This window comes from Bacteroidota bacterium, assembly GCA_016706255.1.
Classification (GTDB): Bacteria; Bacteroidota; Bacteroidia; order Chitinophagales; family BACL12; genus UBA7236.
On sequence record JADJJZ010000029.1, the window covers coordinates 661,510 to 674,669 of the forward strand.

The 13,160-nt window shown below is 36.3% G+C and carries 10 protein-coding genes; 4 read left to right on the forward strand and 6 right to left on the reverse strand.

The annotated features are described in order from the left end of the window. Positions 1 to 126: 126 nt before the first annotated feature. On the reverse strand, positions 127 to 2,169 hold the full coding sequence (locus tag IPI65_20825) for a M13 family metallopeptidase (GenBank protein MBK7443875.1): 2,043 nt from the start codon (positions 2,167 to 2,169) through the stop codon (positions 127 to 129). Positions 2,170 to 2,338: 169 nt separating this feature from the next. Here IPI65_20825 and IPI65_20830 point away from each other — a divergent pair, with 169 nt between their 5' ends. The 3 genes from IPI65_20830 (at position 2,339) to IPI65_20840 (ending at position 5,649) form a co-directional block, all read left to right on the forward strand. Further along, a complete protein-coding gene (locus IPI65_20830) occupies positions 2,339 to 2,695 on the forward strand; it encodes a hypothetical protein (protein ID MBK7443876.1) in 357 nt (118 codons plus the stop codon). 70 nt (positions 2,696 to 2,765) lie between these two features. Next, the gene (locus IPI65_20835) at positions 2,766 to 5,081 is read left to right on the forward strand and encodes a TonB-dependent receptor (protein MBK7443877.1); all 2,316 of its coding nucleotides are present in this window, start codon (positions 2,766 to 2,768) and stop codon (positions 5,079 to 5,081) included. Between the two features lie 10 nt (positions 5,082 to 5,091). Continuing rightward, complete coding sequence (locus IPI65_20840) at positions 5,092 to 5,649, forward strand: hypothetical protein (protein ID MBK7443878.1); 558 nt, start codon at positions 5,092 to 5,094, stop codon at positions 5,647 to 5,649. Positions 5,650 to 5,727: 78 nt separating this feature from the next. On the opposite strand, the gene IPI65_20845 is transcribed toward IPI65_20840, so the two are convergent. The 5 genes from IPI65_20845 to IPI65_20865 all read right to left on the reverse strand — a co-directional run bounded on the left by IPI65_20845 (position 5,728) and on the right by IPI65_20865 (position 11,630). Then, positions 5,728 to 6,123: a VOC family protein gene (locus IPI65_20845; GenBank protein MBK7443879.1), complete on the reverse strand. Its 396-nt coding sequence runs from the start codon at positions 6,121 to 6,123 to the stop codon at positions 5,728 to 5,730. Between the two features lie 15 nt (positions 6,124 to 6,138). Then, positions 6,139 to 7,533 (reverse strand): MBL fold metallo-hydrolase, encoded by a 1,395-nt coding sequence (locus IPI65_20850; GenBank protein ID MBK7443880.1) that lies wholly within the window; start codon positions 7,531 to 7,533, stop codon positions 6,139 to 6,141. A gap of 127 nt (positions 7,534 to 7,660) precedes the next feature. Further along, entirely contained in the window at positions 7,661 to 9,466 is a 1,806-nt protein-coding gene (locus IPI65_20855; GenBank protein MBK7443881.1) for a VCBS repeat-containing protein, read from the reverse strand. A 73-nt stretch (positions 9,467 to 9,539) separates the two neighbouring features. Then, complete coding sequence (locus tag IPI65_20860; GenBank protein MBK7443882.1) at positions 9,540 to 10,766, reverse strand: helix-turn-helix transcriptional regulator; 1,227 nt, start codon at positions 10,764 to 10,766, stop codon at positions 9,540 to 9,542. Positions 10,767 to 10,877: 111 nt separating this feature from the next. Further along, positions 10,878 to 11,630: a 1-acyl-sn-glycerol-3-phosphate acyltransferase gene (locus tag IPI65_20865; protein MBK7443883.1), complete on the reverse strand. Its 753-nt coding sequence runs from the start codon at positions 11,628 to 11,630 to the stop codon at positions 10,878 to 10,880. Between the two features lie 144 nt (positions 11,631 to 11,774). On the opposite strand from IPI65_20865, the gene IPI65_20870 reads away from it, so the two are divergent. Then, a complete protein-coding gene (locus tag IPI65_20870) occupies positions 11,775 to 13,157 on the forward strand; it encodes a DNA polymerase III subunit epsilon (protein ID MBK7443884.1) in 1,383 nt (460 codons plus the stop codon). Positions 13,158 to 13,160: the final 3 nt, after the last annotated feature.

Here is a 13,160-nt window from a genome sequence, read left to right on the forward strand (position 1 = left end):
CAACACTCACTTAGTGAAGTATGGGATTTGGTATGCGAAATACCCATTTCATTTATTGAAGCAAACTGTAACCCAAAAAAAAGAGCCCCGAATTGGAGCTCTTTTTAAATATCTTAAATACAAATATTACCAGATTTTAGCTCTATCAGCTTCCGGTATATACATTTTATCACCTTCTTTGATACCAAATGCTTCGTACCACTGTGGGATATTAATAACTGTTCCGTTTACGCGGTATTTACCGGGTGAATGCGGGTTGGTTAATAACTGAGTGCGCATTGCATTATCGCGGTATGAACCTGCCCAGATACGACCGAATCCAATAAAGAAACGTTGTTGCGGTGTAAATCCTGCAATTGATTTTCCTGCTTTGTATTCTTCAGTCATGGTATATGCCTGATAAGCAATAGTAATTCCACCGAAATCGGCAATATTTTCACCTAAAGTAAGTTTACCGTTTACACATAAACTATCAAAAGGACAATAATTGTTAAATTGTTCAACAACACGGTTAGCGCGGTCAACAAATTTAGTATTGTCATCTTCTTTCCACCACATGCTTAAGTTTCCTTTCGCATCATACATGCGTCCCTGATCGTCGAAACCATGTGTGATTTCGTGTCCAATTACAGCACCGATTCCACCATAATTTACAGCATCATCTGCTTTAGGATCAAAAAATGGCGGTTGTAAAATTGCTGCAGGGAATACAATCTCATTGTTAGAAGGATTGTAATATGCATTTACTGTTTGTGGAGTCATACCCCATTCGGTTTTATCAACCGGCTGACCAATTTTAGCAAAATTGCGGTTTGCTTCAAATTCTGCAGCACGAATTACATTTAATACATAAGCTTCGCGGTCAATAGTTAAATTACTATAGTCTCTCCATTTATCAGGATAACCAATTTTAACTGTAAAAGATGCTAATTTATTTAAAGCTTGTTCTTTAGTACTGTCAGTCATCCATTCCAAAGTTTTTATACGTTCACCGAAGGCTGCTTTAATATTATCAACCATAGCTAACATTCTTTCTTTACTTTCAGGACTAAAAGCAGTTTTTACATATTCTTCACCTAAAGCTTCGCCTAAACAAAAATCACCGGTTTCAACTACACGTTTCCATCTTGGTTTAATTTGTTCAATACCGTTTAATTTTTTACTGTGGAAGTCAAAATTTTCGTTTACAAATGCACTGCTTAAATAAGGTGAAACACCATCAACCCAGTGATAAGTTAAATAAGTTTTCCAGTCGTCCATTTTCACTGATTTTATCATACCGTTAAGGGCTTTATAAAAATCAGGTTGTGCAACGTTAACACCTGTTTTAAATTCAGGCGTTTTTAATTCAGTGTAATATAAATTCCAATTAATGTTTGGTGTCATTTTAGCTAAATCGGCAACACTCATTTTATGATAGATTGCATTTGGATCGCGCATAGTAACCTGATCCATACTTGCTTTTGCCAATGCTGTTTCAATTGTCATAATGGCATTTGCATTTGCAGTAGCTTTTGCTTCATCAGCACCAATTAACATGAATACATTTTTCACGTGAGTAAGATAATCTGCTCTTACCTGTTTGCTTTGATTGTCTTGTGAAATGTAATATTCACGTTCAGGTAAGCCTAAACCACCCTGCCACATATTCATAATTACATCAGCAGAATTTTTATCATCCTGTCCAACCCAGTTGGTAAACATCGCAAATGTGTAAGTACGATGCATTTGTGCAATCGTTTTAACCAAATCGTCGGTTGTGCTAATTGCATTAATTTTATCTAACCAAGGTTTAACCGGCTCGATACCAGCTTTTTCAATTGCAACAGTATCCATACCGCTGAACCAAAAATCACCAACTTTTTGAGTGTTAGTTCCTTTTGCTGCGTTTGCAGTGGCTGCTTTTTCCATTGAAACACGCAATGTTTTCAAACTATTGTCGTCCAAAATGTGAAAACTACCATAGCTGGCTTTGTCGGCAGGAATCGGATTCGACTCGAGCCATTTGTTGTTCACCCAGGCAAAAAAGTCATCCCCAGGACGAACCGTACTGTCGAGCGAAGTGCTGTCGAAAGGGCTGTATGCCTCATCGTCAGACGTTTTAGTGCTTTTACACGCTGCAATCACCACAGCGGCAGTCACAAATAATAAAATCAGATTTTTTTTCATTGTAAGGTTTGGTTTACGGCGCAAAGATAGGCATTTGGGCTCCGTAATGCCATTTTGAGGGGTTAAAACAGGTTAAAGGATGTTAAGAACGGGCGTTGAAATAAGGATTTATAGGAAAACGGGGCGATTTTTGCGCTGAATTTAACAAATCTTGTAATTTTACATCTGCATGTTAAGTTTTTTCAGAAAAGCAAAATTATTGCCTGTAATCATGTTGCTGCTGGTAGTTGGTACCATGAGCAGCAAAGATTTGATGCATAGTTTTGTGCAACATCATTCTGTAAGTTGCTTGGAACATGCTGATGATAATGCAACTTCGTTAAAATTACCCCACGAAAAAATTGAAAAAAGTCGATTCTGTGCATTTTGCCACCTCGATAATTTCACTTACACCACTTCTGAACAAATTCAACCTGAAGAAAATACCTTTTCTTACTACGCTCCTGCCAGTATTCAATATGAGGAGCCGGTACTCAGCAATTCGAATACTGTTCAACTACTTCGCGGGCCTCCTGTAACAGCTTGATATTGATTGTTACATGATTAATTTATTCCATTGTTTACAAATGGGATAATTCACTTTTACTTATGGTCTGATGAAATTTAATTTATTTATAATTATAATAGTTTGTTTTGCCGTTAACCTTTCCGCACAACAATCTACCTGCAGTTTAACACTTGCGGGACGAATAACAGATATTCAACACGAAGAGCCGCTCGGTTTTGCTACCATTTTTATTGCTGAGTCGCATACCGCAACACAAAGTGATGAAAATGGTAAGTTTGAAATCAACAACTTATGCCAGGGAAATTACACGTTAATCATTTCTCATATTGGTTGTGCGCAGGATACGTTTACCGTAAATCTTTTTCAAAATCAGTTTAATGAATACAGATTGGATCACAAAGATGAAAATCTGGAAACAATTACGATAAAAGAGCAGGTAAACAATTATAAAAGTACACTCACCACTGAATATATTGATGGTAAAGCACTTGAAACATTATCCGGAAAAACTTTAGGCGCTGCATTAAAAGAAATTACCGGTGTAAATAGTATTCAAACAGGAAACAGTATTTCTAAACCGGTAATTCATGGTTTACATAGTAACAGAGTTTTAATTGTAAATAATGGTGTGCGTCAGGAAGGTCAACAATGGGGAAATGAACACGGGCCGGAAATTGACCCCTTTATTGCAAATAAATTTACGGTAATTAAGGGTGCAGCAGGTGTAAAATATGGCAGCGACGCAATGGGTGGTGTTATATTAGTTGATGCTGCCGATATGCCTGATTCAGTGGGTGCTACAGGAAGTATTCAATTGGTTGGGTTATCGAATACTTTAGGTGGTGCAGCTTCTGCTATGCTGCAAAGTAATTTAAAAAAACATCCTGCTTTAAGCTGGCGTTTACAGGGAACTGTAAAACGTGAAGGATCAGTAAAAACACCGAATTATTATCTCGTAAATACTGCATATGCTGAAAGTAATTATTCTGCTACAGCGTCATATAAGAAACAAGATTTCACCACTGAAATATATTACAGTTATTTTCATACCAAAACAGGCATTTTTGCAGCATCACATATTGGTAATTTAACCGACCTCGAAAATGCATTTGTTTCAGAGACACCTTTAATTACGGGAGATTTTTCTTACGCTATTGCAAGACCTTATCAATTAATTAGTCATCACCTGATTAAATCAAAAACGTTTTATCACAGCGATAAACTTGGTCATTTTACTTTTACTGCAGCTTACCAAAATAATATCAGAAGTGAATATGATAGTCATGTTTCATTAGACGACAGCATTGCAGCATTAAATTTACCATCCTTATATTTTGAAATTGGCACCATTACATCCAACCTCGACTGGGAGCATCATAAATGGCATAATTTCACAGGCACTTTTGGAGTTAGCGGAATGAATCAGCAAAATATAACTCAATATAGTACTTTTATTCCAAATTTTAAAAATTACGCCGGTGGTGTTTATGGCATGGAAAAATATCAGTACGCAAATTGGATTTTCGAAGCCGGTTTACGTTATGATTATAAGTGGATGAAAATATTTATGTATGATGATGGTAATTTTGTTACGCCTGAACATCAATATCAAAATGTAAGCTGGAATTTAGGCACAACCTGGTTCGATAAAAAACCTACTTCTGTTAATTTCAATTTCAGTTCCGCATGGCGGGCACCTGCAGTTAGTGAATTATACAGTGATGGTTTGCACCATGGCGCAGCTGCATTAGAATACGGCGACCCAAATTTAAAAACTGAACGTTCACTACAAACAATATTAGGCGTTGAACGACAAACAGATAAATTATTTTTAGAAGCCGGTATCTATTATAATTACATGCGCAATTTCATTTATTTGCAACCTTCCCTCCCACCTGAACTTACCATTCGTGGTGCATTTCCTGTTTTTTATTATCAGCAAACCGATGCCGCTATTTATGGTTTAGATGCCAGTGTTCATTATCAATTAAATATCCCGTTATTATTGACAGGCAAACTATCATTACTACGTGCCCGCGATTTAATAAATGATAAATGGGTGGTGATGATGCCTGCAGATAAAGTTTCAGGAAAAGTTGCTTATCAATTTGGCGACAATGGTAAATGGCAAAACATGTATGCTGATGTAGCGGTTGAGCATGTATTTAAACAAACGCGTACCTACGCAGATGAAGATTATGTTGATGCACCAGATGCTTACACATTAACAAATATCAGTATTGGCAGCGATTTGCTATTTAATTCCACAAAATTAACCTGGAGTATTGAAGCAGATAATTTATTTAATGTTGCATATCGCGATTACCTTAACCGCTTCCGTTATTTTGCTGATGACATGGGACGGAATATTACCTTAAGAATTAAAATTCCTTTCACGATTTAAATTTATGTTTATGAAAAATTCAAAAATTAACATTACAACAATTATTATACTTTTTTCAATGCTGTTTATTTTTAATGCATGCAAAGATGAAGAAACTCCGTTGCCACCAAATGAAGAAGAATTAATTACCACAGTAAGCTTAGCATTTGAAAATCTGACATCAGGTGCAATCGATACTTTTATTTTTCGAGATGCAGATGGTCCCGGAGGTAATGCACCAACACAGTTTGATACCATTCAACTGGACGCTGCAACAACCTATCATCTAACAACAACCTTATTAAATGAAAGTGTTTCACCTTCGGAAGATATTACCGTTGAAGTGCAGGATGAAGGGGTTGATCATCAGTTTTTTTACACCGTTGATGGCGGACTGGATTTAATTATTGAATATGATGACACAGATGCTAATGGTAATCCAATTGGCATTCATAACATTGTTACTACAGGTGTTGGCGGAGCAGGCGCTTTTACTGTTATTTTAAAACATCAACCGGGTATAAAAGATGGAAATATAACAACAGGTGATACAGACGTAGAGGTGGATTTTGAGACAAAGGTTAATTAAAATAAATTACTTATTGTATTTTTTACAATAAGTTAAACACATGATAAAAGCCGCAACGTTTTTACGCTTCGGCTTTTATCATTTATAACTTCCTTTATGCAAAACAATATGCCATCCATCCGGGTCACAAAAGGTGAAACTATTATTTTCCCAATACGGATTTGCCGGTTTAACTGGTACATGTCCCAATTCGATAAGTTGGTTATAAATTGCTATGCGATTAATTTCATCTGAAAAATAAAAAACCATTAAATGTTCAGGGTTAGAAGCAGTTCCTGCTGTACCGTGCACATCTTGCGTAAACTCCAAGTGATAATCTGCATCAGGCAGTCCTAGCATAACACCATCATAACCAGCATGATTTTTAAATGAACCAATTACCTGTAAACCTAAACCTTTGGTATAAAAGTTTACTATATTATCCAACTGCTGTGTTGGCCGGGCAAATCGGAATTGTGATGCCTGTAATTGAATCGCCACAATATTAAATTATAAATCTATGGTATCACCCAATTTAGGAATATCAACATTGTTATATCCGGCTTCCTGTAAATGTGATTGGAAACCTGATAATGCATTTTTATCGCCATGCACCAACATCAATCGGCGCAATTTATTTTTTTCCTGTGTATGCAGATAATCAATCATTTCACGGTAATCGCCATGTGCAGAAAATGAGCTCATAATTTCTACTTTGGCATTTACCTGTTTGTATTCACCAAATAAGCGGATGGTTTCAGCACCGTTACGCAGTTGCCCGCCCGGTGTATTATCAGCACAATAACCAACAATTAAAATGGTATTCGCAGGATTTTCAATTGCATTATATACATGGTGCTTGACACGTCCTGCATTAATCATACCCGAAGCGCTGATTACAATACAACCTTTTTTCGCATTAATACTTTTTGATTCATCAACAGAACGGGTGTAACGTAAATTATCAAACCCAAATGGGTTGGAATCATGTTGCATATAATTCAGAATATCCTGGTCAAAACATTCAGGATGCATTTCAAATACCCGTGTTGCATTAACTGCAAGTGGTGAGTCCACATAAACAGGTACATTTGGTAATACATTTTGTTTTACTAATTGATCGAGCATATAAACTATTTCCTGTGTACGCCCCACACTAAAAGCAGGTATTATTAATTTACCTTTTTGTTCAACACAAGTGCGTTTAATAATATTCAGAAAATGGTTTTTTTCTTCCGGCGCATCTTCGTGTAATCGATCACCATACGTAGCTTCACTAATTAAAAAATCACATGCAGGCATCGGGTCAGGATCGCGTAATATCGGGCGGTTTGGCCTTCCGATATCTGCTGTAAATCCAAACATAAATTCCTTTTGTCCTTGTCTGCGAATTTTCATGGTTACACTCGCACTACCTAATATATGTCCTGAATCTTTAAATACTAAATCTACATCCGGATGAATGCCAAACCAGTGGTTATATCCAACGGTGCGAAATAAATCCATTGTAACTGCAACATCTTGCGGTGTATATAATGGCTCCTCTTCCTTATCATCTTTTCTTCTCCTGTTTGTAAAACTGCTTTCCCTTTCCTGAATATGTGCACTGTCAAGTAATAATATTGCAGTTAAATCGCGGGTGGCATGTGTTGCATAAATTCTTCCACGGAAACCATCTTTCACTAATTTTGGCAACCGACCGCAATGGTCGATATGTGCATGCGATAAAATAACAATATCTATTTCTGCAGGATTAAATAAAAACCGTTCATTAAAATTTTCATATTGTGGTTCAGCACCCTGATACAAACCGCAATCCAATAATATTTTTGTATTATCGTCAAGTATCAATAAATGAGAACTTCCTGTTACCGTGCCGGCTGCGCCGCAAAATTTTACCTTCATGCCATTTCATTTTTGGATGAACAGCTAAGGTAATATTATTTTGGTAACAGCAAAATGTTTGTCCACAATACAAAAAATGAAGGCCCGCCTTCTCAAGAACGGGCCCTCTGCTTACAATCCTTCCGGATCAGTATTTTGTGAATGTTGCTGAAATCGTTTGACCATCCAATATAATTGAGCAGGTATAAATACCTTGTGGTAATAAATTTATTTTTACGAATACGGATTGTTGTCCCGAAGCTAAATTCCCTGTGTTTTGTTCTAAAACAGTTTTGCCTGCAGTATCTGTAACACGTATAACTCCGTTTCCGGCATGAATAACATTTAAGTCAACTTGAATTACATCTTGAGCCGGATTTGGAATAATCATCAAATTTTGAACTATCATTTCCGGCTGATTTATTTTAACAGCCTCCGGACAATTTCCTTCAGTAATCGTATAAAACTGATTTACCGGTAATGCAGTACAGGAATCAACAATTCCTGATGGCCATGTAATTATGATGGAATCAATTATTGAAGCATCACCCAAACCAAATTCAGCATCCAATGAATTCATACTGTTAAATGAATTTTGTGCACTAATTTCACGCATTTGCCAAACTACATTTCCATCAATAATTGCCTTTACCCGAACTATTGCACCAATTGCAGAACGATTTGAACCATTTAAAATTAAACTTCCTGTTCCGGTTAATTTTATTTGCATCCAGTTATTGCCATTAGTTGCAGAATTATTATTGTATAATGCCTTACCTCCTGCTGTTCCAACAACAAATAAATCTACATCACCATCCCTATCGTAATCGCCTGCTGCTGCACCATAAAATGCAGCAGTAATATCTGTAACCGGCTCCGAATTAATATCCGTAAATACGCCATTATTATTTTCGTAATATTTGCATTCAGTAATTCCGTCGTTGGTTACAAAACAATCTAAATCGCCGTCGTTATCAAAATCTTCCCAAACAGAAGCCAGTGAAGCATCATTATCGGACACAATTGGACCAACTTCCGCGGATGTCATCTTTACAAATAAACCATCATCATTTCTATATAAGTTATTAGGCATGCCAGTACCGGATGTTCCAATATAATTCGTTACATAAGCATCAAGATCACCATCATTATCATAATCTATCCAATTCCATATTTGCCCATCGAGTAAATCAGTACCAATTGGTGCTGTTGTTATTTTGGTAAAATAATTCGGAATACCTGTTTCTTTTAATTGATTTTTAAATAAATAATCTTTTGCAACTGTTCCATTCGCAGGACCACTCCCAATAAAACAATCTATATCACCATCATTATCATAATCGCTCCAAGTTGGTATTGTATATGGTGCAGTGCCCTGACAAATAATACTGGTATCTAAACGATAAAAAGTACCATCTGCATTATTTACCAGTAATTTATTCCCATCTGTAACACCTGCAAATCCAAATGGTGCTGCAATAATAAAATCAACAAATGCATTATTGTCGAAATCGCCAAATGCTGCACCCCAACCGCGTAATGCCAGCGAATCGTTTAACACGGTTGTTGTAACTTTAGTAAAAGTTCCATCTCCGTTATTCATGTGCAGTGATGAGCCTCGTGAATTTCCGCCGGTAACTAAACCATCTATAAATCCATCATTATTAAAATCGGCCCAAGTGGTTCCGAATCCGGCATCCGTGCGCATGTGGCTGTTCGTAATTAATTCAAATTTACCTGCGCCGTTATTGTGGTATAATCCACTACGCACCCAAAACAAATCAAGATTACCATCATTATCATAATCTATCCAGGCACAACCCGAATATGCATTTTCCGGTGCATTTCCTGCCGCAACCAGGTCGTCGGTTGCATCTTCATTTTTTGTAAATATCTGACCGTTAGCAACCATGAGTTGCACAGTAAAAAAGCTGAGTAAAAGAATTGATTTCATAACATTTTTTTTGCAAAAATGCCGTGCAAAAAATCAAAAAGGGTGCTGTCCGATAGGATTGAACCCGATTTATTTAACCCGTTTTCCGTGTGAGCTGTTGCTGACGGAATGTAGATGGTGTTTGGCCTGTAGCCTTTTTAAAGGCTGTATTAAAAGTAGATTTGTTAGAAAAACCACAATCAAAACCCACGGCAATGATTTTTCCATTGAAGTTAGGATCGCTGAGCAGCGTTTTTGCAAATTCAATCCTGTAGGTTGTAATAAAATCGGCCCATGTTTGCCCACAAAGTTCATTTAATATTTGCGACAAATGATGCGTAGATATTCCAATTGTTTCCGCTACTTGTTGAATTTTTAATCCATCATCTTTCCATACTTGTTTTGTTTCCATTAATTCAAGTAGGCTGTTTTTATACAGTATCGCATCTTCAATTTTAAGTGCCGAGTTACGATACTTTTTAGGTGAGGGCTGAACCTCGTTAACAACCACATTTAGTGGTATGGTTGGCACACTTATTTGGGGTTCAGATATGGGTGGCTGCTGAATTACAATTATTTCGTTGACAATCACAGGTTGTTTAAATCCTTTATATCCCACCCAATAAATAAAAATGGTCATTATAACCGATATACCATAATCGTAACTAATATTGAGTAATCCGGTAAAAACTAAAATCCAATACGTGATATTGGCTACGGAAAATATGCAGTAAAAAATTCCCATCCGGTTAAGCCAGCGTTGTTTGGCAATTTCTTCTTTCAAAACAAACCGATTTTGTTTAGCCCGTTCTTTTATCAGATAAATAATAATAAAGATGCCATATAAACATAAACTTAAACATTGTAAAACAATAAATGTGTAAATTATTGGCTCAAAGTAATCTTTAAGCGGCATGAAAAAATAATTTCTTAACCATAACGGTTTATCAAAAATATCTCTTATTAGAAAAGGGATATTGAATAAGCTAAAAACATAAAAAGGAATTAAGTGTTTATGTAAATTAAATTTAGGTTTTTCCTCATTAAAATGCAATAAATACTTATACATCAATGGCCCATATAAAAACGTAACTGCATCTGTCCAATGATTTAACCACGGATATTTTTGTGCATAACCCGTCCAGTACGTAACATAATATATCATACTAACGGCAAACAGCAGAATAATCCACCCGAGGGTTTTATTTGCAGAAAGTACACCATTTTTATTAATAAACAATAAACCCGCTATTGCAATTCCGTGCAGTGCTGCTAATAAAAATATTATCGTCCAGGTATCAAACGAAGGTTGTACAGGCATAGTAGAAAATGAGTCAAATTATATCTGACCGGGAAATGTAAGCATTACAAATATACTAAAAGCAATTTGTAAGTGGCCTGAAACAAGAATTTTTACACAGTAATTACAAACCTATTTTTTACGCAATTGCTCATATTGTGTGTACATAAAATCTCTAATCTTCGTTTTGAGCATTGGTACATCAGCTTCGGTTAAGCCGGTAACTTCGAAAGGGGCAAACTGGTATATATCAATAATTCCCGGACGCATCAATGGTAATTTGTTTGGCATGAGCACATCGGTATTGATGTAAATCATAGGGAGAATTGGTGTTTGTGTTTGAATAGCAATATTAAATGCGCCATCTTTAAAATCGATGAGCGCCTGATCATCAGTTTTGTTACGTGTGCCTTCAGGAAAAATGAAAATATTATCGCCTTCATTTAAATACCTTTTTAAGCGGTCGACACTTTTGCGACGATCTTCGCGGCTGCTGCGGTCAACATTAACTGTAGTTACAGAAAATATTGCGGATAACAACGGAATTTTAAGTAACTCTTTTTTTGCAAGATAACGCACTTTTCCCGGCCAGCAATAAGCCGCAACCGGCGCATCCAGGTTAGAGCGATGGTTGGCAATTAATACATATGTGCGCTTACGATCTATTGACTTATCGCGGTGAAAACGATAAATAATTCCACAAAATGCCATCAACCCAAAAGAAATAATTCGACACAAGGTCATTACGTAAATCAATGACTTATCTTTAAACAATGAAGAAAAAATGAAAAAAAATGGCAGCGTAATGAGCACTAATGCAACAAAAACTATTGCCGTATAAATAGTATACAGGAGTTTAAAAAAATTGATAACCGGCTTAAACATGCTGCAAGTTAATGATACCTGCCAAAAGTTCAAAACAGTGCATATCTTTTAGGTTCAGCCTTTTATCAGGCAAACAAATTAATGTGAATAAATTTCATTTGCAAAAAAAGGAAATGTCTAAAACATTATGAATAATTTTGAAACATGTATGCCATTGTAGATATAGAAACAACCGGAACCAACGCCGGATACAATTGTATTACAGAAGTCGCCATTTATGTCCATAATGGCGAAAAGGTTGTGGATGAATGGCATTCACTTATTAACCCAAATACCGAAATCCCGCCTTTTATTACGCAAATGACCGGTATTACCAACGAAATGGTAGCTGATGCACCGGAATTTAAAGATGTAGCCGATGAAATTTTCAGTATGCTGCATGATAAAATTTTTGTAGCTCATAACGCAGGATTTGATTATGGTTTTTTAAAATCACATTTAATGGATTCGGGGTATGATTTAAAAAGTAAAAAAATATGCACCGTTCGTTTAAGCAGGAAAATTTTTCCGGGCTTTAAAAGTTATAGTTTGGGGAGATTAAGTGAGTCGCTGGGGGTGTCAATAAAAAATAGGCATCGTGCGCAGGGTGATGCACTGGCAACTGCCGAAATATTTACGATGCTGCTTAAAAACGATAACGGCAACCATATCAATACTGCATTAAAACGCAATTCAAAAGAGCAACATTTACCGCCGAATATGGACAAGGCTGTGTTGGAGCAATTGCCTGAAGCCTGCGGTGTATATTATTTCCACGATAAAGCCGGAAAAATAATTTATGTAGGAAAAGCAATAAATATCCGCAGTCGCATTTTTGGCCATTTTACGTATGCTGACTATCATGGTAAAGAAAATGATTTGCGTAATTCTGTATTTGATATTACTTATGAACTTACCGGAAATGAATTAATTGCCTTATTGCTGGAAAGTGAAGAAATTAAACGAAAGTTTCCTAAATTTAATAATGCACAAAAGCAATGGGACCGCAATTATTGTATTTTTAAATACACTGACCAAAAGGGTTATATTCACCTTGCGATAGAGCGATATAATGTAAAAAAAGAAGTGCTTAAAGTTTTTTCTGATTTTTTATCGGCCAGAAATTATCTGAACGAAAAAATGCATGCTTATCAGTTATGCGCAAAATATTGCCATCTGCAAAAAGTAACTAAAGCATGTTATAATTATGAACTCGGAATTTGTTTAGGTGCCTGTGTTCATCAGGAGGCTGTTGAAAGTTATAATTCCCGAATAGCGGATGCCATACAATCATTTAGTGATGATGGACATTCCTATTTTTTAATTGGAAAGGGACGCATGGAAAACGAACAGAGCGTGATTTATGTAAACAAAGGGCATTATCTTGGTTTCGGCTTTTTTGAAGCTTCCTGGTATAATGGCGAACCGGATTCATTGATAGATACCATAAAATGGAGGCCGGATACACCTGATGTGCAACGAATTCTCTCAGGGTTTATTACACGACATGCTGTAAATCAAGGTTTTACAATGATTCAAAAGCCATAAAAC

Coding starts and splice junctions, on each gene's coding strand:
- IPI65_20825 (MBK7443875.1), bottom strand. CDS start 2,169: ATGAAAAAAAATCTGATTTTATTATTTGTGACTGCCGCTGTGGTGATT.
- IPI65_20830 (MBK7443876.1), top strand. CDS start 2,339: ATGTTAAGTTTTTTCAGAAAAGCAAAATTATTGCCTGTAATCATGTTG.
- IPI65_20835 (MBK7443877.1), top strand. CDS start 2,766: ATGAAATTTAATTTATTTATAATTATAATAGTTTGTTTTGCCGTTAAC.
- IPI65_20840 (MBK7443878.1), top strand. CDS start 5,092: ATGAAAAATTCAAAAATTAACATTACAACAATTATTATACTTTTTTCA.
- IPI65_20850 (MBK7443880.1), bottom strand. CDS start 7,533: ATGAAGGTAAAATTTTGCGGCGCAGCCGGCACGGTAACAGGAAGTTCT.
- IPI65_20855 (MBK7443881.1), bottom strand. CDS start 9,466: ATGAAATCAATTCTTTTACTCAGCTTTTTTACTGTGCAACTCATGGTT.
- IPI65_20860 (MBK7443882.1), bottom strand. CDS start 10,766: ATGCCTGTACAACCTTCGTTTGATACCTGGACGATAATATTTTTATTA.
- IPI65_20865 (MBK7443883.1), bottom strand. CDS start 11,630: ATGTTTAAGCCGGTTATCAATTTTTTTAAACTCCTGTATACTATTTAT.
- IPI65_20870 (MBK7443884.1), top strand. CDS start 11,775: ATGTATGCCATTGTAGATATAGAAACAACCGGAACCAACGCCGGATAC.